Below are 21,605 nucleotides of genomic sequence, written 5' to 3' on the forward strand. Positions count from 1 at the left end.
GCCCAGGAGCCGCGCCGGGCGGCGGAACGCCCTTCTCGACGCTGATCCCCTGCAGATCGCACGTTCGGCGGGCCTGCGAGGAGCGCCGCTCCGGGTGCCACTGTGCCATTCGCAGGAGATCTGCCGCCCAGGGGCTGCATCAGGCGGCGGAACGCCCCTTCGCGCGCGGATCCCCTGCGAATCGCACAGCCCGCCTCACACCTCCGGGTCGTCCTCGGCGGCCGCGCGGCGGCGCGCTCCGAGGCCGAGCGCGGTGGCGCCCGCTGCCAGGAGCGCGGTGGCGCCCGCGATCAGGCCGACGCTCTCGACTCCGGTCGAGGCGAGCCCACCGCCCGACCCGCCGACGGGCAGCGGGGTCGGCGTGCCGGTCGGCGCGGCCGTGGGCACAGGGGACGGAGCCGCGGTCGGCCCGGCGGTCGGTGCCGTGGTGGGAGCCGCGGTGGGCGCGGTCGTCGGAGCCGTGGTGGGCCCGGCGGTCGGCGTCGGAGTCGGCGCCACCACCTGCGACGCCGGCAGGATCTGCACGATGGTCGGACGCGGTGCCGCCACCGCTCCCGCCGCCGTCGATCCGTAGTCCGGGAAGAACGAGGTCGGCGCCTCGAAGGTGCCCTCCTCGCCCGGGTGCTGCACCGCCACGAACACGTGCTGGTCGAGGTCGTGGACGATCGGCCCGCAGGTCTCGGCGTCGCGCGGCACCGAGAGGAACTGCTCCACCCTGCCGCGCGTCGCGCCCTCGAGCGCCACCGTGAAGAGTCCGTCGTTGTAGCCGATGCCGCTCGGGGCGCCGTCGGTCGAGATCCAGAGGTTCCCGACCGAGTCGAAGGCCAGGTTGTCCGGGCACGAGATCGGCGAGACCTGGTCCGCCGGGAAGCCGGAGAAGTAGACGACGTCGCCCTGCGCCTGGTCGCCGCAGAGCATCAGCAGATTCCAGGTGAAGGTGCGGCCGGTCTGGTCGCCGCCGTCCTCGATGATCTCGACGATGTGGCCGTCGCGGTTCTCGGTCCGCGGGTTGACCTCGGTCGCTCCCTCCTTGCTCCCCTCGGTGCCGCGGGCGGAGTTGTTGGTGCAGGCCACGTAGATCCGCCCGCTGACCGGGCTGGGCTGCACGTCCTCGCAGCGGTCCATCTTGGTCGCGCCCGCTGCGTCCGCCGCCTGGCGGGTGTGCACGAGCACCTCGGCGACGCTCATCCCGGCGATCGTCGAGGCGCCGTTCAGCACCAGGGGCAGCCACTCGCCGATCCCGTCGAACCCGCCGTCCGAGGGGACCGCGCCGGTGCCGGTGATCTCGGCCACGGGGGAGTCGCCGGTGAAGCGCGCGACGTAGAGGTCGCCCTCCTCCAGCAGGGTCTTGTTGTGGGCGCGGTCGCCCTCGATGTAGCGCTTCGTGGAGACGAACTTGTAGAGGTAGTCGAAGCGCTCGTCGTCGCCCTGGTACGCGACCACCCGGCCGTCCGGCGCGACGACGACGTTCGCGCCCTCGTGCTTCAGCCGGCCGAGCGCCGTGTGCTTCTTCGGCGTGGAGTCGGGGTCGAAGGGGTCGAACTCCACGATCCAGCCGAAGCGGTTCGGCTCGTTCTCGTAGCCCGGGGTGCGGGCGTCGAAGCGGGGGTCGTCGAGCTCCCAGAGGCGCGAGGTCTCGGAGTCGGCGAGGCCGTAGCGCTTCTCGGCGTCGCTCGTGCCGACGGCGCGGAAGTAGCCGTTGAAGTTCTCCTCGCCCGAGAGGATCGTGCCCCACGGCGTCGTGCCGCCGGAGCAGTTGCCGAGCGTGCCGAGCACGGTGCGGCCCTCGGGGTCGGCGACCGTCTTCAGCAGGTCGGTGCCGGCGGCGGCGCCGGTCACCTCGTAGGGGGTGTCGATCAGGTAGCGGCGGTTGCGCTCGCCCCCGCGGACGTAGGCCCACGGGCGGTCGACCGCGGTGCGGACCAGCTCGACGACGCTGAGGCCGTGGGCGGCGCGGCCGACGGCGCGCACGCGCTCCGGCTCCGCCTCGAGCTGCGCGGCCGGGAACATGATGCTCTCGTTCGTGTACTCGTGGTTCACGACGAGCAGGGCGCGGAGGCGCTTCGAGCCCGGGATCTCGACGATGTCGGTGTAGTCGTTGTTGTAGCCGAACTGCGCGGCCTGGGCGGCCTCCGTCTGGTCGGCGATGTCGAAGGCGGGGCTGTCGGCGAAGAGCGGGTCGCCCCAGCGGATGATCGGCTGCCAGGCGAAGCCCTCGGGGACGGTGAACCGGTCGACGGTGTACGGCACCGGAGCGATCGGAGTGAAGGCGAGCGGCGAGCCGTCGGCCGCGGTCGCCACGGCCGCCTCGGCGGTGGGCGCTCCTCCGGCGGAGGCGACGGCGACGGTGACCGCGCCGGCCAGGCCGAGGCCGAGGGCGCTGCGGCGGGAGAGCTGCGACGAGACGATGTCGCGGAAGTAGCCGTTGTGCGAGGTGTTGCAGGTCGCGGTGGAGCAGGCGTTGGCGCACTTCAGCGCGCAGGTGACGGGGCTGCGCTTGCCGCGCACGTGGCCGGCCATCGGGAGGAGGAGCGGGCGGCGGGCGGTGTCTGACATGGAGGTCCTTCGATCACGAGCAGGAGATGCGATCGAGGCAAGCAGGGGGAGGGGGCGCCGATGCCGCCGGGCGGAGGCTCCTCCCTGAACGGAATATGAGCGTTCTCACAAGAAGGCGAGCCTCACCTTCCCTCCCGGCGGCCCTCCGAGCGGGCCTCCAGGACCGACCCGACGTTCCCCGCGATCCACTCGACGACCGGCAGCAGCCGCTCCGCCAGCTCCGCCCCCAGCGGCGTCAGCCGGTACTCGACGTGCGGCGGGACGACCGGCCGCGCCTCGCGGTGCACGAAGCCGTCCTCCTCCAGGGTCCGCAGCGTCTGGGCGAGCATCTTCTCGCTGATCCCGCCGATCCGGCGCCGCAGTCCGCCCCAGCGCAGCGTGCCCGGCGCGAGCGCCGCGAGCACCAGGACGCCCCACTTGCTGGTCACGTGCCCGAAGATCTCGCGGCTCGGGCAGTCAGCGGAGTAGACGTCCCCGACGAGCAGGGGGGAGTCGGCGATGGTCATGGGGGCTCCTCGGGATCAGGGGTGGTGACAGTACTAACAAAATAGTGGGTACTGCATTCCGGGAAGCAGGAGGAGGATGCGCCGGTTGCACCCTCCTGGCGGCGGACCCCGCCCGCCCCACCCGTCAGGAAGGACCCCTCATGACCCTCGTCGTCACCGGAGCCACCGGCCACCTCGGCCGACTCGCCGTCGAGCACCTGCTCGCCCGCGGCACCGCCGCCTCCGACATCGTCGCCACCGGCCGCGACGCCGCGAAGCTCGAGGCGCTCGCCGCCGACCTCGGCGTCCGCACCGCCGTCGCCGACTTCGACGACCCCGCCTCGCTCGACGCCGCCTTCTCCAGCGCCGAGGCCGTCCTCCTCGTCTCGGGCTCCGAGGTCGGCAGGCGCGTGGCGCAGCACACCGCCGCGATCGAGGCCGCCGTCCGCGCCGGCGCGCGCCTGGTCTACACGAGCGCCCTGAAGGCGACCACGAGCCCGCTCATCCTCGCCCCCGATCACAAGGCCACGGAGGAGGCGATCGCCGCCAGCGGCGTCCCCGCCGTGATCCTCCGCAACGGCTGGTACAACGAGAACTACGAGCAGACCGTCGCCGAGCTCGCCGCCACCGGCAGCACCCTCTCGAGCGCCGGCGAGGGCCGCGTCGCCAGCGCCGCGCGCACCGACTACGCCGAGGCCGCCGCGGTCGCCCTGACCGACCCGTCCCTCGTCGGCACCGTGCACGAGCTCTCCGGCGACACCGCCTGGAGCTTCGACGAGCTGGCCGCGATCGTGGCCGAGGTCGCCGGACGCGACGCCGCGATCAGCCACGTCTCCGCCGACGAGCACGCCCGCGTCCTCACCGGCGCCGGCGTCCCCGAGGGCGGAGTCGGCTTCGTCGTCGGCCTCGACGCGAACATCGCCGACGGACTCCTCGGCGGGACCGACGGCTCGCTCTCCCGTCTGATCGGGCGGCCGACCACGACGATCCGCGCGTACATCGAGGAGCAGCTCGGGCGCTGACGCTCCGGCGTCCCCGCCGGCCCCGTCCGGCTCGCGAGGAGCACCCCGCTCCCGCGAGCCGGACGCGGGCGCGCCCGCCCGGCCTCCCGGCGCCTGGCGCGCCCGGCCCGCCGCCCCTCGCGCCACCGTGTCGGCGCCCCGACGTAGGCTGTCCGCCATGACCTCGACGACGCCTCGCTCCGGTATCGACCGCTCCGAACTCGACCCCGCGACGCGCCCGCAGGACGACCTCTACCGGCACGTCAACGGGCTCTGGATCGACCGCACCGAGATCCCCGCCGACAAGGCGCGCTACGGCTCCTTCCACGTCCTCCAGGAGGAAGCGGAGAAGGCCGTGCGCGACATCATCGTCGAGGCGCAGACCGCGCAGCACGGCACCGAGGAGCGCCTGTTCGGCGATCTCTACGCCTCCTTCATGGACGAGGAGCGGGCCGAGGAGCTCGCAGCCACCCCGATCGCCGACGACCTCGCCGCCGTGCAGCGGGTCGACTCGATCCCCGGCCTGCTCCGCGCGGTCGGCGCCTTCGAGCGCACCGGCGTCCCCGGCCTCTTCGGCCTCTTCGTCGACAACGACCCGGGCAGCCCCGAGCGCTACCTCGTCTTCGTCAACCAGGGCGGCCTCGGCCTGCCGGACGAGAGCTACTACCGCGAGGAGGAGTTCGCCTCCGTCCGCGAGGCCTACACGCCGTTCGTCGCGCGGATGCTGGCGCTGGCCGGCATCGACGCCGCCGAGGCCCGCGCCGAGCGCATCGTCGCCCTCGAGACCGATCTGGCCGCCGCGCACTGGGACAAGGTCCGCAGCCGCGACAGCCAGGCGACCTACAACCTCCGCTCCTGGTCCGAGGTCGAGGAGCTCGCCGCGGGCGTCGACCTCGGCGTCTGGCTCACCGCGATGGGCGCTCCGGAGGGAGCGCTCGCCGAGGTCGTCGTCCGCCAGCCGAGCTTCCTCCAGGGCCTCGCGGGCCTGCTCACCGAGGACCGGCTCCCCGCCTGGCGCGACTGGCTGTCCTGGCAGGTGATCCGCGGAGCCGCGGCCTACCTGTCCAGCGGCTTCGTCGACGCCAACTTCGACTTCTACGGCCGCACCCTCACCGGCACCCCGCAGAAGCGGGAGCGCTGGAAGCGCGCCGTCTCGCTCGTCGAGGGCTCGCTCGGTGAGGCGGTCGGCCGCACCTACGTCGCCCGCCACTTCCCCGAGACCGCGAAGGCCGCGATGGACGTGCTGGTCGCCAACCTCATCGAGGCGTACCGCCGCTCCATCGTCGACCTGGAGTGGATGAGCCCCGCCACCCGCGAGCGCGCGCTCGAGAAGCTCGCGAAGTTCACGCCCAAGATCGGCTACCCGGTGCGCTGGCGCGACTACTCCGCCCTCTCGATCGACCCGGCCGACCTGCTCGGCAACGCGCGCCGCGTCGCCGAGTTCGAGTTCGCCCGCGAGCTCGGCAAGATCGGCCGCCCGCTCGACCGCGACGAGTGGTTCATGACCCCGCAGACGATCAACGCGTACTACAACCCCGGCTTCAACGAGATCGTCTTCCCGGCCGCGATCCTCCAGTTCCCCTTCTTCGACGAGGACCGCGACCCCGCCGCCAACTACGGAGCCATCGGCGCCGTCATCGGCCACGAGATCGGCCACGGCTTCGACGACCAGGGCTCGCGCTTCGACGGCGACGGCCGCCTCACCGACTGGTGGACCGAGGAGGACCGGGCCGCGTTCGAGGAGCGGACGAAGGCGCTCATCGCGCAGTACGACGCGCTCGCTCCCGCGACCACGCCCGGGCACCACGTGAACGGCGCCCTGACCATCGGCGAGAACATCGGCGATCTCGGCGGCCTCGGCATCGCGTGGAAGGCGTATGTGCTCTCGCTGGGCGGCGAGGAGCCGCCCGTCGTCGACGGCCTGACCGGCGCCGAGCGCTTCTTCCTCTCCTGGGCGCAGGCCTGGCAGCAGAAGTCGCGCGATGAGGAGACGATCCGCCTCCTCGCCATCGATCCGCACGCTCCGGCCGAGTTCCGGTGCAACCAGATCGTCCGGAACATCGACGAGTTCTACGCTACTTTTGACGTCTCCGAAGGCGACGCCCTCTGGCTCTCCCCGAGCGAGCGCGTCACCATCTGGTAGTCGCCGCCGACCACCTCCGCACCACGGACGAGGAGCCCCGGGCATCGAGAGCCGACCGATGCCGCGGGGTCGTCCGCCGATCGCGCGTCCTGCCGGCGCGTGAGGACCCAGGTCCCCCTCCGCACGACCGCACTCCCGACCCGTAGAGGGGCCGTACCCGTGGTGATCCCCACCAGCGAGACCCGCCGTGAGAGCCGACGCAACCGCCGGGGGCGCCACAAGGGCGGCGGCGACCGCGAGAACTTCCAGCGCGGGTTCGACGCCCTCGGGCGTCTCGCGATCGACGGGGTCGTCGTCTCGGCTCGCGCCGTCGACCTGGCGACCGGCCGCACGCTCTTCGCGGTCGACGACTCCGTCTCGATGCCCACCGCCTCCCTCGGCACTGTCGTGCTGCTGATCGAGGTCGCCGCCCGGCTGGCGAACGAGCCGCAGGAGAACCTGCGCCTGGTCGACCGGACCGCGGCGGACGCGGTCTCCGGTTCCGGGCTCTGGCAGCACCTCCAGGTGCCGTCGATGCCGATCGCCGACCTCGCCGCCCTCGTCGGGGCCTCGAGCGACAACCTCGCGACCAACGTCCTGCTGCGCCGCGTCGGCCTCGACGCCGTGCGCGAGCGGGCCGAAGCGCTCGGCCTCTCCCGTACCGCCCTGCTCGACGTCGTGCGCGACGAGCGCGGCCCGGACGACGCGCCGCAGCTCTCGATCGGCTCCGCCCGCGAGCTGACCTGGCTGCTCGCCACCCTCGCGAACGGCGAGATCGTCGACGCCGCCGTGAGCTCGCGGGTGATCGGCTGGCTCTCGCTCGGCACCGACCTCTCGATGGTCGCCGCCTCGTTCGGGCTCGACCCGCTCGCGCACCGCCACCCCGACCACGGGGTCCTGCTCGTCAACGCGACCGGCACCGACGTCGGCGTCCGCGCCGAGGCGGGCGTCCTCCGCGGCCCGCGCGCCGGAGTCGCCTACGCCGTCGCCACCCAGTTCGACGACACGACCCTGCACTACCGCCTCGCAGTGCTGGAGGGCATGCGCACCCTCGGAGCCGACCTGCTCGAGTACGTGCACTGACGGCTGCCGAGTCGGATGCTCCTCCGGGGCAGGCCGACCAGGCGGGGCCCCTCGTGCGCCTCGTCAAGTCCGTGACCGCCCGCGGGGGCGCGACCTAGGCTGCCCGCAGCGGCGCCGCCTCCCGGCGCACCGCGGAGAGGGAACCATGAGCAGCTTCGGCTTCGACGCCCCCGAGGACGTCACCGACACCACCCGCCCCGACGGCGACTCCCTGCCGGTCCCGCCGGAGGACCCGGCCGAGATCGACGACCCCGAGGCGATCGACGAGGCGCTCGACCAGGGCGCCGACGCCCGCCTCGACGACGACCAGGACCCGCCGGAGCACCCCTTCATCCCGTCGCCCAGCTGATCGGCGGGCCGGGCGCCCGAGCGGCGCCCGGCTTCCTCCGAACAGGCTGCTCCTCCGAGCGGACTACTCCTTCGAGCCCGGCTTCAGGCGTTGCGCGAGGCGCTTGATCGGGTGGGCGGGCTCGCGCTCCGCCGGGTCCTCGACCTCGAGGCCGTAGAACGTGCCGATGTCGCCGACGAACGCCTTGCGGCGGGCCCTGTCGTAGGCGCGGATCTCGCGGCGGAAGGCGATCACCGTCGCGACGCACATCAGGATCATCACGACGCTGAAGGGCAGGGCCGAGAGGATCGCCGCGGTCTGCAGGGCGTCGAGGCCGCCGGCGATCAGGAGCGACAGCGCGAGCAGCGCGGTGGCGACGGCGAAGAACACGCGGATGCGGTTGCGCGGCTCCGGCTCGCCGCCGGTCGCGATCATCGACATCACGAGCGCGCCGGAGTCGGCGGAGGTGACGAAGAAGACGCCGATCAGGAGGATGGCGCCGATCGTCAGCACCGATCCGGCGGGCAGTCCCTGCAGCATCGAGAAGAGCGCCAGGTTGGTGTCCACCGAGCCGTCGGCGCCGACGAGGCCGCCGTCGCCGTAGAGCTCGCGGTAGACGGCGGTGCCGCCGAGGACGCTGAACCAGAGGAAGGTCATGATCGTCGGCACGAGCAGCACGCCGCCGACGAACTCGCGGACCGTCCGGCCCTTGGAGACGCGCGCGATGAAGATGCCGACGAACGGCGCCCACGACATCCACCAGCCCCAGTAGAACGTGGTCCACGAGGCCTGCCACTGCTCACCCTCGCGGCCGGCGTAGGCGCTGACCGTGAAGGTCAGGCCGATGAAGTTCTGGAGGTAGTTGCCGAGCGACTGCACGAACTCGCGCAGGAGGAACTGGGTCGGGCCGGCGACGAGCACGAAGACGAGGAGCGCCGCCGCGAGCAGCAGGTTGCCGGTCGAGAGCCACTTCATGCCCTTGCCGACACCCGAGATCAGCGAGAGGACGGTCAGGCCCGTGACCACGGCGATGACCACGATCTGCACGGTGAGCGACGACTCCACGATGCCGCTCGCCTCCAGGCCCGCGGAGATCTGGGTGACGCCCAGGCCGAGCGAGGTGGCGACTCCGAACATGGTGCCCACCAGGGCGACCACGTCGATCGCGTTGCCCCAGCCTCCGCGGACCCGGCGGCCCAGCAGCGGCTCCAGCGCCCAGCGGATCGACACCGGCCGCTTGCGGCGGTGGATCGCGTAGGCGAGGGCGAGGCCGACCACCACGTAGATGGACCAGGCGTGGACGCCCCAGTGCAGGTAGGTCTGCGAGATGGCGCTCTGCGCGAGCTCCGTCTCGGTGCCGGTGACGCCCGGGCGCGGAGTGGCGAAGTGGGTGAGCGGCTCCGCGACTCCGTAGAAGACGAGGCCGATGCCCATGCCGGCGGCGAAGAGGAGCGAGATCCAGGCGAGCGTCGAGAACTCGGGCTCGTCGTCGTCGGCGCCGAGCTTGATGTCGCCGAAGCGGCTGACGCCCATCCAGATGGCGAAGGCCACGAAGACCGCGGCGATCAGCACGTAGTACCAGCTGAACGTGTTGACGACGGTGGTCTGCAGCGTCGAGAACACGGAGGTCGCGGCGTCGGGCGCGAGGATCGCGAAGGCCGCGATCGACAGCGTGAGGACCGCGGCGGGCCAGAAGACCCACCGCGCGAGGCGGTGCGGAGGGGCGGTCGTGCCCGCGGTGGCGGGGGCGGTGTCCGGGGAGGACGGGTGCTCGGACATGGGGTCCTCTCGTCGGCGGCAACCGTCCACGGTACACGGGGGCCCGTCGGCGGCCCCGGCCGGGGGAGCCGGGCTGGCACGATCCGGCCCTGGTGCGGGAGGCTGGACCCGTGCAGTTCAGAGTCTTCACCGAACCCCAGCAGGGCGCGAGCTACGAGGATCTCCTCGCCGTCGCGCAGGCCGCCGAGAGCCTCGGCTACGACGGCTTCTTCCGCTCCGACCACTACCTCCGGATGGGAGACGGCGACCCCGGAGTCGGCCCCTCCGACGCGTGGACGACGCTCGCCGGCCTCGCCCGCGAGACCGAGCGGATCGCGCTCGGCACCCTCGTCTCCTCCGTCACCTACCGGCCGCCGGGGATCCTCGCGATCCAGGTCGCCCAGGTCGACGCGATGTCCGGGGGCCGCGCCGAGCTCGGCCTCGGCACCGGGTGGTTCGAGCAGGAGCACGCCGCGTACGGCATCCCCTTCCCTCCGCGCCGCTTCGACCTGCTCGAGGAGCAGCTCGAGATCGTGACCGGCCTGTGGTCGACGCCGGTCGGCGAGCGCTACTCCTTCACCGGCGAGCACTACACGCTGACCGACTCCCCGGCCCTGCCCAAGCCCGCGCGCCTGCCGCTGCCGGTGATCGTCGGCGGCGGCGGCCCCAAGCGGACCCCGGCGCTCGCGGCGCGGTTCGCGAGCGAGTTCAACCTGCCCTTCCCCGAGTTCGACGCGATCCTGGGCGCCTTCGAGCGCGTCGACGAGGCGTGCCGCGCGATCGGGCGCGAGCCCTCGTCGCTCGTACACTCGGTCGCGCTGATCGCGGTCGGCGGAGGCGACGAGGCGGAGTTCACGCGTCGTGCAGCGGCGATCGGCCGCGAGCCGGTCGAGCTGCGCGAGCACGGAGTGGCCGGCGGCGTCGACGAGGCGGTCGACCGCCTCGAGGCCCTCCGCGAGGCCGGCTGCGAGCGCGTCTACCTGCAGTTCATGGACCTGCAGGACCTCGACCACCTCGACTTCTTCGCCCGGGAGGTCCTGCCGCGCCTGTCGGCCTAGGGCGGGCGCCGCTGCCGGGTCGGCCGCTGCTGCCGGCGTGGCCGCTTCTGCCGCCGGCTCCGCGCCGACTGTCCAGGAGTTGTCGCACTCGCGCTCGAGTGCGACGACTCCTGGCCTCTCGCGATCTCCGCCCACGCGCGGCTCCGCGCCGACTGTTCAGGAGTTGTCGCACTGGACGCCGAGTGCGACGACTCCTGGCCTCTCGCGGTCCCCGTCCACGCGACTCCGCGCTCGACGGTCGCCGGCTCCGGCCCGCGCGCTCGGGCGCCCGCCCGCGCCGCCGCCTACGCTGGAGGGATGGCGGACACGATCGAGCGCGCGGACGAGCGCCTGGCGACCCGCTCGGCGGCCGAGGTCCCGTGGATCGTGCTGGTCTGGGACGACCCGGTCAACCTGATGTCGTACGTATCGTACGTCTTCCGCAGCTACTTCGGCTTCGGCCGGGCCGAGGCGGAGCGGCTGATGCTGCAGGTGCACACCGAGGGGCGCGCGGTCGTCGCGACCGGCAACCGCGAGGAGATGGAGCGGCACGTGGAGGCGATGCACGGCTACGGCCTGTGGGCGACGCTGCAGAAGGCCGACGCATGAGCGTCCCGCTGAGCCCCGCCGCAGCGGGGACGAGAGAGCACCCCGACCGCGGCACCCGGGGGCCCCGCTGATGCGCGCGTTCCGCCGTGACTCCTCCGGAGCGGCCGTCGCCCGCTTCGACCGCGAGGAGGCCGGGATCCTCCGTCATCTGGCCGGCGAGATGCTCGAGCTGCTCGACCGCGGGGCGTCCTCGGACCAGGCCCGCTCCGATCCGGCGCTCGCCCGCCTCCTGCCCGACGCCTACCGGGACGACGCCGAGGCGGCCGACGAGTTCCGCCGCTTCACCGCTCCGGACCTCGCCGCCCGCAAGATGGACGACGCCCGCGCCGTCACGGCGGCCCTCGACGCCGGCGACGGGACGAGCCACGGCCGGATCTTCGAGGGGCTGGGCGAGGTCGCGGTGCGTCTCGAGGAGCCGCAGGCGATCGCCTGGCTCCGCGCACTCACCGACATGCGGCTCGCTCTGGCCGTGCGGCTCGGCATCGACGACACCGACGACGTCGTCCCGGAGGAGGGCGGCGCGGCCGCGATCCGCAGCGTCTACGACTGGCTCGGCGGCGTCCAGGACGGACTCGTCCGCGCCGTCGACGTGTGATCCGCTCGTCCTTCTAGCGATTCCACAGCTGTGGACAACCCTGTGGAAAGGTGTGGAGAACCGGCTCCGGGAGCACCTCGGAACGGCGGAGCGCCGGGCGCGGGGGTGTGGAAACGCGTAGCGTCCACCCTGTGAACACTCCGAGCACCGCCGACGCCCAGCGCACCGCCGACGACATCCAGGACTCGCGGGCGGTGCGGACCCTCGCCCGCGGCGGCTTCGCGGCGAACGGCCTCGTCCACCTCCTGATCGGAGTGATCGCGCTCGGCGTGGCCCGCGGCGGCGGAGGCGACGCCGACCAGAGCGGTGCCCTCGGCGCCCTCGCGGCGCAGCCCGGCGGTCTGGTGATCCTCTGGATCTGCACGGTCGGCCTCTTCGGCCTGGCGCTCTGGGGGCTGCTCGAGGCGTTCCTCGTCCGCCCGCGCGAGAGCGCCCTGAAGACCTGGGGCAGCCGGCTGAAGGAGGCGGGCAAGGCCGTCGTCTACGGCGCCCTCGGCGTGACGGCGCTGAAGTTCGCGACGGGCGGCGGGTCGAGCTCGTCCGAGTCGTCCGAGAGCGCGAGCGCCCAGGTCCTCGCGGCGCCGGGCGGAGTGGTGCTGCTCGTGATCGCGGGACTTGCCGTCCTCGCGGTCGGCGGCGTCTTCGTGTACCGCGGAGCGAGCCGGAAGTTCCTCGAGAACGTCGCGGAGCCGGGCGGCACGGCGGGCACCGTCGTCACCGTGCTCGGCGTCGCCGGCTACGTCGCCAAGGGCGTGGTCCTCGGCGCGCTCGGCGTGCTGCTGATCGTCGCCGCCGTCACCCACGATCCGGAGCAGGCGGGCGGGCTCGACGAGGCGCTGAAGTCGCTCGTGGAGCTGCCGGCGGGCGTGTTCCTCCTCGGCTTCGTCGCGGTCGGCCTCATCGCCTACGGGCTCTTCTGCTTCGCCCGCGCGCGCTGGCCGCGCCTCTGATGTCGGAGAGCGGATCCGCTCCATACCTGTCACCCCCCCTTCCGCGCAACTGGTCCCGCCGTCCCGGAGTCGGTGACACGCTGAGGCCTGTGAGTGCTGGAGGCGAGGACGCGACCGGAGGACGGGTGCGTCCGCCGCTGACGCAGGACGCCGCTCGTCTGCTGGCCCGCTCCGCCACAGGGGACGCCTCCGCTCTGGGAGAGCTCGTCGACCGCTTCGGCGGCCTCGTCTCGGCGTGCGTCGGCACGGTCCAGGCCGACCCGGCCGGCCGCGACCGCCTCTGCACCGACGTCTTCACCGCCGTCTGGCGCCGCTCCCGCGAGGGCGCCCGTTCGACGGAGCCCGTGCTCTGGGTGCTCGAGGTGCTCTGCGAGACCCTCGGCTCCGCGCAGGAGCTCGCCCGGCGTCCGCTCGGCAGCGGCCTGCTCGCCCTCGACTGCCCCGACCGCGAGCTCCTGCTGCTGGCTGCGGCCGGCGGGTTCTCGCAGGCCGAGATCTCGGCGCTGACCGGGATCGACGAGTTCCGGCTGCGCTCGATCCTGCGGACCGCGCTCGAGGCGCTCCAGGGCCGCGACAGCGATCTTCTGACGGCCTGACCGCCGGAGCCGTCGCGGGAGTAAAGTTGAGTCCGTCGAACTCAACTTTCGAGCCACGGAGGAGACCACCATCATGCAGGCCGGTCGGATGCCCCAGCAGGACGAGAAGTCCGCTCTCGAGCAGTACGGCGTCAACCTGACCGCCATCGCGGCGAGCGGCAAGCTCGACCCGGTGATCGGGAGGGACGCCGAGATCCGGCGCGTCAGCCAGGTGCTCACGCGCCGCACCAAGAACAACCCCGTCCTCATCGGAGAGCCCGGCGTCGGCAAGACCGCCGTCGTCGAGGGGCTCGCCCAGCGGATCGTCGCGGGCGACGTCGCCGAGAGCCTCAAGGGCAAGCAGCTCGTCAGCCTCGACCTCTCGGCGCTGATCGCCGGAGCGAAGTACCGCGGCGAGTTCGAGGAGCGGCTGAAGGCCGTGCTCCAGGAGATCGAGGAGTCCGACGGCCGGATCATCACCTTCATCGACGAGCTGCACACGCTGATGGGCGCGGGCGGCGGGGAGGGGTCGGTGGCGGCCGCGAACATGCTCAAGCCCATGCTGGCCCGCGGCGAGCTGCGGATGATCGGCGCGACGACGCTCGACGAGTACCGCCAGTACATCGAGAAGGACGCCGCTCTCGAGCGCCGCTTCCAGCAGGTCTTCGTCGGCGAGCCGACCGTCGAGGACACCGTGGCGATCCTCCGCGGGCTGAAGGAGCGCTACGAGGCGCACCACAAGGTGGCGATCGCCGACTCCGCCCTGGTCGCCGCCGCATCGCTCTCGAACCGCTACATCACCTCCCGTCAGCTGCCGGACAAGGCGATCGACCTGATCGACGAGGCCGCGTCACGGCTGCGCATGGAGATCGACTCCGCCCCGGTCGAGATCGACGAGCTGCGACGCTCGGTCGACCGGCTGAGGCTCGAGGAGCTGGCGCTGAAGAAGGAGAAGGACGAGGCCTCGAAGGCGCGTCTGGAGAAGCTGCGCGAGGACCTGGCCCGCCGCGGCACCCAGCTCGAGGAGCTGCAGGAGCGCTGGGAGCGCGAGCGCGCCTCCCTCAACCGCGTCGGCGAGCTCAAGAACCGGCTCGACGCCCTGCGGATCGCCGCCGAGCGGGCGCAGCGCGAGGGGAAGCTCGAGCGCGCGTCGAAGCTGCTCTACGGCGACATCCCCGTGATCGAGCGCGAGCTCGCGGCCGCCGAGGCGGAGGAGGAGCCGGCCGAGGGCCGCATGGTCAACGAGCAGGTGACGGCCGACGACATCGCCGCGGTGATCGCCGCCTGGACCGGCATCCCCGTCGGGCGCCTCCTGCAGGGCGAGACCGAGAAGCTGCTGCACCTCGAGACCGAGCTGCACCGCCGGCTGATCGGCCAGGACGAGGCGGTGTCGGCCGTCGCGGACGCGGTGCGCCGCACCCGCGCGGGCATCTCCGACCCCGACCGGCCGACCGGCTCCTTCCTCTTCCTCGGGCCGACCGGCGTCGGCAAGACCGAGCTGGCGAAGGCGCTCGCCGACCACCTCTTCGACGACGAGAAGGCGATGGTCCGCATCGACATGTCGGAGTACGGCGAGAAGTTCGCCGTCTCGCGGCTGGTCGGCGCCCCTCCCGGCTACATCGGCTACGAGCAGGGCGGCCAGCTCACGGAGGCGGTCCGCCGCCGCCCGTACTCGGTGGTGCTCCTCGACGAGATCGAGAAGGCGCACCCCGAGGTGTTCGACGTCCTGCTGCAGGTGCTCGACGACGGCCGCCTCACCGACGGCCAGGGGCGGACGGTCGACTTCCGCAACACGATCCTCATCCTCACCTCCAATCTGGGGTCGCAGTTCCTCGTGGACCCGGCGCTGTCGCGGCCGCAGAAGGAGGAGGCGGTCCAGCAGATGGTGCGCCAGGCCTTCAAGCCCGAGTTCGTGAACCGGCTCGACGACATCGTGATCTTCGACGCGCTCGACCGCACGGAGCTCGGCGAGATCGTGTCGCTGTACGTCGACCGGCTGTCGAGGAGGCTCTCGGAGCGACGGCTCGACCTGGCAGTGACGCCCGCGGCCCGCGGATGGCTGGCCGAGCGCGGCTACGACCCGCAGTACGGGGCGCGGCCGCTGCGCCGGCTGATGCAGCGGGCGATCGACGACCAGCTGGCGACGGCGCTGCTCGGCGGCGCGGTGCGCGACGGGGACGTGGTGCTGGTGGACGTGGCGCCGGACGGCGAGAGTCTGTCGGTGACGGCGGGGATGCCCGCGTCGGGCTGACCGGGGCGCCCGGCGCCTGACTTCTGCGCTCTCGCGGGGGCGACCGCGGGGGCGGCGACGGGACGTCCCTCCACAGGGCACACGAGTGCGGCGGTCGTCCACAGTCGCGGGATCCACGGTCCGCGCGTCCAGCGGGCTCCGTAGCGTCGGCGGCATGTCCTTCGAAACGCCCGGCCCCCGGATGGCCGACCTCCCTCCCGAGGAGCGGCCGAGGGAGCGCCTCCGCGCCTACGGACCGGAGGCGCTCACCGACGCCGAGACCCTCGCCGTGCTCATCGGGGCCGGCGTCCGCGGCGCGAACGCGACCGTCGTCGCGCAGCGCCTCCTCGCGCGCTTCGGGGGCATCGACGCCGTCGCCCGGGCCGGGGTGGCCGATCTGATGCGGCACCGCGGAGTCGGCGAGGTCGCCGCCTGCCGCCTGGTCGCCTCCTTCGAGCTGCGGCGGAGGATGAACCGCGCCGCGCGCGCCGCCCGCGTGACCGACGCCGCCGGCCTGGCCGGGCTCGTCGCTCCGCTGCTGGCCGCCCGGCCGCTCGAGACCGTGCTGGCGGTGGCGCTCGCCGAGTCCGGAGCCGTCCGCGACGTCCTGACGCTGGCCGACGGAGCTCCGGCGCACGCCGAGATCCCCGTCGCCGCCGTGCTCGCCGAGGTGCTCGCGAGGGGCGCTGCGGGAATCGGTCTGGCGCACAGCCACGCGGGCGAGGCCGCGGTGCTCCCCTCCGACCGAGCGGCGACGCGGGCGATCGCCGACGGGGCCGAGGCGTGCGGCCTGCGGTTCCTCGCGCACGTCGTGATCGGACGCGACGGGTGGGCGGAGGCGCTGCCGTGACGCGGCGCAGGGCCGCTCCGGGGCCGCTCCGGTCCGACACGACGCCTCCCGGCCGGCCGCCGGACCGCCCCCGGTGGCGCCCGGGGCCCGCGCGTGGAGTGTCGGCGCGCGTTCGTGCAAGCCCCCGCCTCTCCGGCGCCCGAGGCCGGTCGCGGGCGTACCGTGGACGCCGACCCCACCCCCCTCCCGACCAGGAGCACCCATGCGAGCAACACTCATCCACGGCGAGCGCGACATCCGACTCGAGGAGGTCCCCGACCCGCAGCTCTCGACGGGGCGCGACGCGATCGTCCGCGTCACCGCTGCGTGCGTCTGCGGCTCCGACCTCTGGCCCTACCGCGGCGTCACTCCGACCAAGGAGGCGCACCGCATCGGCCACGAGTTCGTCGGCGTCGTCGAGGAGATCGGCGACGACGTGCACGACGTCGCGGTCGGCGACTTCGTGATCGCGCCGTTCTACGTCTGCGACGGCACCTGCGCGAACTGCGCCAACGGCGTCTCCACCTCGTGCCTCACCGGCGGCTGGTGGGGCGCCGAGGTCCGCGAGGAGGGCTTCGCGGACGGCGCCCAGGGCGAGAAGGTGCGCGTCCCCCTCGCCGACGGCACGCTCTTCCGCGTGGGCATCGACCCGGACCCGGCGCTCATCCCCAGCCTGCTCACCCTCGCCGACGTGATGGGGACCGGCCACCACGCCGCGGTCTCGGCCGGCGTCACCGCGGGCTCGACCGTCGCGGTCGTCGGCGACGGCGCGGTCGGCCTCTGCGCCGTCCTGGCGGCTAAGCGCCTCGGCGCGACCACGATCATCGCGATGTCGCGGCACGAGTCGCGGCAGAACCTCGCCCGCCGCTTCGGCGCGACCCACATCGTCGAGACCCGCGGAGACGAGGGCGTCGCGCGCGTCCGCGAGCTGACCGGCGGGATCGGCGCCGACTGCGTACTCGAGTGCGTCGGCACGAAGGAGTCGATGCAGCAGGCCCTCGACTCCGCCCGCCCCGGCGGCATGGTCGGCTACGTCGGCGTCCCCAACGGAGGCCCCGAGCTGCCCGTCCGCCAGATGTTCGGCTCGAACGTGGGCGTGAACGGCGGCGTCGCGCCGGTCCGCGGCTACATGGCCGAGCTGCTCCCCGACGTGCTCAGCGGTGCGATCGAGCCCGGTCTGGTCTTCGATCTCGAGCTGCCCCTCGAGGAGATCGCCGAGGCGTACGCCGCCATGGACGAGCGCCGCGCGATCAAGACCCTCGTGCGTCCGTAGTCCCGCCGAGGGGCGCCGGCACGGCCGCGAGGAGTAGCCTCCCGCGCATGACCGCGTCAGCCCGCACCGCCGCGACGGCGCCCCTCTTCCACCCCGACCTCGCGCTCGGCCGCTTCCTCCCGCCGATCGTCCTCGGCCCGCGACTGCTGCGCCTCGCCACGCGACGCGCGGCCGAGGGAGGCGAGGCCCCGCCCGACATGGTGGTCGACGACCTGGAGATCCCCGTCGCCGGAGCCCCTCCCGTCCGGGCCCGCAGCTACCGGCCGCGCATCCTCCGCGGCACCGCTCCCGCGCTCCTCTGGGTGCACGGCGGCGGCATGGTGCTCGGGAGCCACCTCCAGGACGAGGCGTCCTGCATCGACTTCGCCCGCACCCTGGGCATCACGGTCGTCTCCGTCGACTACCGCCTCGCGCCCGCGCATCCCGCCCCGGCGGCCGTCGAGGACGTGCTGGCCGTGTTCGACCGGCTCGTCGAGCACGCGGAGGAGCGCGGCGTCGATCCGGCGCGCATCGCCGTCGGAGGCGCGAGCGCGGGCGGCGGGATCGCCGCGGGTGCGACCCTCCTCGCCCACGACCGCGGAGGAGTGCAGCCCGCGTTCCAGCTGCTCGTCTACCCGATGCTCGACGACCGCACCGTCACCCGGCCGGGTCCTCCTCCGCGCGGTGTCCGCGTCTGGACCCCGGGCAGCAACCGCTTCGGCTGGACCGCCTACCTCGGCGGTGAGCCCGGCGCTCCCGGCGTCCCGGCGTACGCCGCCCCCGCCCGCCGCGACGACCTCACGGGCCTCCCGCCGGCCTGGATCGGCGTCGGCAGCCTCGACCTCTTCCACGACGAGGACGTCCGCTACGCCGAGCGCCTGCGCGCGGCCGGAGTGCCGTGCGGGCTCGAGATCGTGGAGGGCGCCTTCCACGGCTTCGACGCCCTGTTCCGCCGCACCGGCGTGGCGAGGCGCTTCTGGGCGGCGCAGGCCGCGGCGCTCGGCGGGGCGCTCCTCGCCTGACCCCCGCCTCGACGCCCCGCCTCGACGCGCCGCGCCGATTCCGTCTCCGGCGCTCGGCACTGCGAGGCTGAGGGGCGGCGGCCGCCGCCGTCCGCGCGCCACCTGCGCCGCACGTGCGCCGGACCCGTCCCCGCCCCGCCGACCCGCCCGTCTCCAGGAGGACCCATGGACATCGACCGCCTCGCCACCCGCTACGAGATCGCCCTGCCCGCCTGGATCGGGGACGCCCTCCGCGACGTCCCCGAGGTCCTCCCGAGCCTCGAGGACCGGATGGCCCTCGTGCACGCGCTCGCCGACCGCAACTTCCGGGAGGGGAACGGCGGCCCGTTCGCGGCGATCGTCGTCGAGCGCGACTCCGGTCGTCTCGTCTCGGTCGGAGTGAACGTCGTCCTCGGCAGCGGAGTCTCGTCCGGCCACGCCGAGGTCACGGCGCTCGGGCTCGCGCAGACCGCGCTCGGCACCTGGGACCTCGGCGGCGAGGGCCTCCCCGCGCACGACCTGGTCGTCAACTGGCGCCCCTGCGTGCAGTGCTACGGAGCGACGATGTGGTCGGGAGTGCGCCGCCTGGTCGTCGCGGGCTCCGGCCCCGAGCTCGAGGAGATCAGCACCTTCGACGAGGGGCCGATGCGCGAGGACTGGGCCGCCCAGTTCGAGGCCCGCGGCATCGAGGTCGTCGACGGCGTGCTCCGCGACGAGGCCCTCGACGTGTTCCGCGCCTACCGCGCCTCCGTCGACTCCGGCGAGGTGCTCGTCTACAACGCCCGCGCCGACTCCTGACTCAGCAGGGCCCCGTGCGGTCCTGAGCCGCGGGACCGCTGGAGGCGGTCAGCGGCGGCTCAGCGCCACCAGTCGTCGAACATCGACAGCGGCACCTGGCGCTTGTGCTCGGTCGCGGCGTACCGCGCCTCGATCGCCTCGGCGACGGCCCGGTCGACCTCGCCGCCCTCGAGGTAGGTGTCGAGGTCGGCGTAGGTGAGCCCGAGGTTCGTCTCGTCGGTCTGGCCGGGGCTGTCGTCGAGCAGGTCCGCCGTCGGCGCCTTCTCGTAGAGCCGGGCGGGAGCGTCCAGGTGCTCGAGGAGCGAGCGGCCCTGCCGCTTGGTGAGCCCGGTGAGCGGGAGGACGTCGGCGCCGCCGTCGCCGTACTTCGTGAAGAAGCCGGTGACCGCCTCGGCCGCGTGGTCGGTCCCGACGACGAGCATCCCGGCCTGGCCGGCGATCGCGTACTGCGCGATCATGCGCATCCGCGCCTTCACGTTGCCCTTGACGAAGTTGCTGATCGGCTCGTCGACCGCGTCGCCGAACGCCGCGGCCACGCCGTCGACGCCCTGGTGGATGTCGAAGACGACCTGGCGGTCCGGGCGGATGAACGTGAGGGCGAGCTGGGCGTCCTCCTCGTCGGCCTGCACCTTGTAGGGCAGGCGGACCGCGATGAACGAGGCGTCGCCGCCGCTCGCGCGGACCTGCTCGACCGCGAGCTGGCAGAGGCGCCCGGCGAGGCTCGAGTCCTGGCCGCCGCTGATGCCGAGGACGAGGCCCTTCGCGCCGGTGCTGCGGAGGTAGTCGGCGAGGAAGCCGCTGCGCCGTTCGACCTCGGCGGCCGGATCGACGGCGGGGGAGACGTGGAGCTCGGAGATGATCTGCTGTTGGACGTCGCGCACGGCTTCACGCTACTCCGGATGCTCCCCGGCGGCCCCTCCTCGCCGCGGACGCGCAGGCTCCGGACGTCTCCCCGAAACAGGCGCCGCCCGCGCCCCGTCGCGTCCCGCGTCGCGCCCTGCGTCGACACACCGCCCCGCCTTCCGAGACGCCGCTGCCTCGTCCGCTCGGCGCGGCGCCTACCCGCGCTCGGCGACGATGCGGGCGATGCGCGCCGGGACGGTGTCGTCCTGGAGGCTCGTCACGTCTCCGAGCGGTCGGCCGTCGCGGATGTCGCCGAGCAGCCGCCGCATGATCTTGCCGGAGCGGGTCTTGGGCAGATCCGGCACCACGACCACGTCGCGCGGCTTGGCGATCGGCCCGATCGCGACCGCCACGTGGTCGCGCAGGACCGCCGAGAGCGTCGTGCCGAGCGCGGTCCAGTAGGCCGGGTCCTCCTCGGCGCGGTCGACGGCCTCGTCGGAGGGGATGACGAACGCCGCGATCGCCTGCCCGGTCGTCGCGTCGGCGACTCCGACGACTCCGGCCTCGCCGACGGCCGGATGGGCGACGAGGGCCGACTCGATCTCGATCGTGGACAGGCGGTGCCCGGAGACGTTGATGACGTCGTCGACGCGGCCGAGCACCCAGACGTCGCCGTCGGCGTCGTACTTCGCGCCGTCTCCGGAGAAGAACCACCCCTGGGACGCGTAGCGGGCCCAGTAGGAGTCGCGGTAGCGCTCCGGGTCTCCCCAGACGGTGCGGGCGAGCGCCGGCCCGGTCCGGTCGACCACGAGGTAGCCGCCGGAGCCGTTCGGCACGCGCTCGCCGTGCTCGTCCACCACGAGGACCCCGAGCCCGGGCAGGGCTCCGAGCGACGATCCCGGCTTGAGGGTCGAGACGCCCGGCAGCGGGCACATCACCGCGGCGCCGGTCTCGGACTGCCACCAGGTGTCGACGATCGGGCAGCGCCCACCGCCGATCGCCTCGTGGAACCAGACCCAGGCCTCGGGGTTGATGGACTCGCCGACCGTGCCGAGCAGGCGCAGGCTCGACAGGTCGTACTGCGCGGGCACGCCCTCGGGGAACCAGGTCATCAGCGTGCGGATCAGCGTCGGCGCCGTGTAGTAGACGGTCACCCCGTACCGCTCGATGATCTCGAAGTGCCGGGCCGTGTGCGGGGTGCTCGGGGTGCCCTCGTAGATCACCTGGGTGAGCCCGTTCGAGAGCGGTCCGTAGATCTCGTAGGTGTGCGCGGTGACCCAGGCGAGGTCGGCGGTGCACCAGTGCACGTCGTCCGGCTTCGCGTCGAACACCGCCCAGTGCGTCCACGAGGCCTGCGTGAGGTAGCCGCCGCTGGTGTGCACCAGCCCCTTCGGCTTCCCCGTCGTGCCGGAGGTGTAGATGATGAACAGCGGCGTCTCGGAGTCGAAGGCCTCGGCCTCGTGGACGTCGCTCTGCGCGTCGACCAGCTCGTGCCACCAGACGTCGCGGCCCGGGGTCCAGGGGACGTCGGTCTCACCGGTGCGGCGGACGAC

At 73.4% G+C, this 21,605-nt stretch carries 19 protein-coding genes; 14 read left to right on the plus strand and 5 right to left on the minus strand.

The window, feature by feature from the left end; genetic code table 11:
- Positions 1–195: 195 nt before the first annotated feature.
- Positions 196–2,556 (minus strand): PhoX family phosphatase, encoded by a 2,361-nt coding sequence (locus C5C24_RS03045; RefSeq protein ID WP_104304270.1) that lies wholly within the window; start codon positions 2,554–2,556, stop codon positions 196–198.
- Between the two features lie 122 nt (positions 2,557–2,678).
- Positions 2,679–3,062, minus strand: coding sequence for a helix-turn-helix domain-containing protein (locus C5C24_RS03050; protein WP_104277306.1), 384 nt, complete (start codon positions 3,060–3,062; stop codon positions 2,679–2,681).
- Between the two features lie 140 nt (positions 3,063–3,202).
- Between C5C24_RS03050 and C5C24_RS03055 the strand changes: the two genes are divergently transcribed.
- From C5C24_RS03055 to C5C24_RS03070, 4 genes are all read left to right on the plus strand, one after another.
- Entirely contained in the window at positions 3,203–4,063 is an 861-nt protein-coding gene (locus C5C24_RS03055) for an NmrA family NAD(P)-binding protein (protein WP_104304271.1), read from the plus strand.
- Positions 4,064–4,220: 157 nt separating this feature from the next.
- Entirely contained in the window at positions 4,221–6,185 is a 1,965-nt protein-coding gene (locus tag C5C24_RS03060) for a M13 family metallopeptidase (RefSeq protein WP_104304272.1), read from the plus strand.
- Between the two features lie 159 nt (positions 6,186–6,344).
- Entirely contained in the window at positions 6,345–7,247 is a 903-nt protein-coding gene (locus C5C24_RS03065; protein WP_104222833.1) for a serine hydrolase, read from the plus strand.
- 145 nt (positions 7,248–7,392) lie between these two features.
- A complete protein-coding gene (locus C5C24_RS03070) occupies positions 7,393–7,596 on the plus strand; it encodes a hypothetical protein (protein ID WP_104277309.1) in 204 nt (67 codons plus the stop codon).
- Positions 7,597–7,659: 63 nt separating this feature from the next.
- Here C5C24_RS03070 and C5C24_RS03075 read toward each other — a convergent pair whose 3' ends face one another.
- Complete coding sequence (locus tag C5C24_RS03075; protein WP_104304273.1) at positions 7,660–9,354, minus strand: BCCT family transporter; 1,695 nt, start codon at positions 9,352–9,354, stop codon at positions 7,660–7,662.
- 110 nt (positions 9,355–9,464) lie between these two features.
- Between C5C24_RS03075 and C5C24_RS03080 the strand changes: the two genes are divergently transcribed.
- From C5C24_RS03080 to C5C24_RS03125, 10 genes are all read left to right on the plus strand, one after another.
- Complete coding sequence (locus tag C5C24_RS03080; protein WP_104304274.1) at positions 9,465–10,391, plus strand: LLM class F420-dependent oxidoreductase; 927 nt, start codon at positions 9,465–9,467, stop codon at positions 10,389–10,391.
- A 297-nt stretch (positions 10,392–10,688) separates the two neighbouring features.
- Entirely contained in the window at positions 10,689–10,979 is a 291-nt protein-coding gene (clpS, locus tag C5C24_RS03085) for an ATP-dependent Clp protease adapter ClpS (RefSeq protein ID WP_104222829.1), read from the plus strand.
- Positions 10,980–11,049: 70 nt separating this feature from the next.
- A complete protein-coding gene (locus C5C24_RS03090) occupies positions 11,050–11,574 on the plus strand; it encodes a DUF2017 domain-containing protein (RefSeq protein ID WP_104281257.1) in 525 nt (174 codons plus the stop codon).
- A 131-nt stretch (positions 11,575–11,705) separates the two neighbouring features.
- Positions 11,706–12,524: a DUF1206 domain-containing protein gene (locus C5C24_RS03095; RefSeq protein WP_104304275.1), complete on the plus strand. Its 819-nt coding sequence runs from the start codon at positions 11,706–11,708 to the stop codon at positions 12,522–12,524.
- A gap of 125 nt (positions 12,525–12,649) precedes the next feature.
- The gene (locus C5C24_RS03100; protein WP_104281256.1) at positions 12,650–13,120 is read left to right on the plus strand and encodes an RNA polymerase sigma factor; all 471 of its coding nucleotides are present in this window, start codon (positions 12,650–12,652) and stop codon (positions 13,118–13,120) included.
- A gap of 73 nt (positions 13,121–13,193) precedes the next feature.
- Positions 13,194–15,350 (plus strand): ATP-dependent Clp protease ATP-binding subunit, encoded by a 2,157-nt coding sequence (locus tag C5C24_RS03105; RefSeq protein WP_104277315.1) that lies wholly within the window; start codon positions 13,194–13,196, stop codon positions 15,348–15,350.
- A 154-nt stretch (positions 15,351–15,504) separates the two neighbouring features.
- The gene (locus C5C24_RS03110) at positions 15,505–16,179 is read left to right on the plus strand and encodes a RadC family protein (RefSeq protein ID WP_104304276.1); all 675 of its coding nucleotides are present in this window, start codon (positions 15,505–15,507) and stop codon (positions 16,177–16,179) included.
- A gap of 202 nt (positions 16,180–16,381) precedes the next feature.
- Positions 16,382–17,431 (plus strand): zinc-dependent alcohol dehydrogenase family protein, encoded by a 1,050-nt coding sequence (locus C5C24_RS03115; RefSeq protein ID WP_104222823.1) that lies wholly within the window; start codon positions 16,382–16,384, stop codon positions 17,429–17,431.
- 47 nt (positions 17,432–17,478) lie between these two features.
- On the plus strand, positions 17,479–18,432 hold the full coding sequence (locus tag C5C24_RS03120) for an alpha/beta hydrolase fold domain-containing protein (protein ID WP_104304277.1): 954 nt from the start codon (positions 17,479–17,481) through the stop codon (positions 18,430–18,432).
- Between the two features lie 165 nt (positions 18,433–18,597).
- A complete protein-coding gene (locus tag C5C24_RS03125) occupies positions 18,598–19,209 on the plus strand; it encodes a nucleoside deaminase (protein WP_181027247.1) in 612 nt (203 codons plus the stop codon).
- Positions 19,210–19,268: 59 nt separating this feature from the next.
- Here C5C24_RS03125 and nadE read toward each other — a convergent pair whose 3' ends face one another.
- Together nadE and C5C24_RS03135 are read right to left on the minus strand one after the other, a co-directional pair.
- Positions 19,269–20,090, minus strand: a complete 822-nt coding sequence (gene nadE, locus C5C24_RS03130) for an ammonia-dependent NAD(+) synthetase (protein WP_104304278.1) — start codon at positions 20,088–20,090, stop codon at positions 19,269–19,271.
- Between the two features lie 177 nt (positions 20,091–20,267).
- A partial coding sequence (locus tag C5C24_RS03135) for an AMP-binding protein (RefSeq protein ID WP_146082508.1) occupies positions 20,268–21,605 on the minus strand: 1,338 nt, incomplete at its 5' end.

This window comes from Rathayibacter sp. AY2B3 (assembly GCF_002931755.1).
Lineage (GTDB): Bacteria > Actinomycetota > Actinomycetes > Actinomycetales > Microbacteriaceae > Rathayibacter.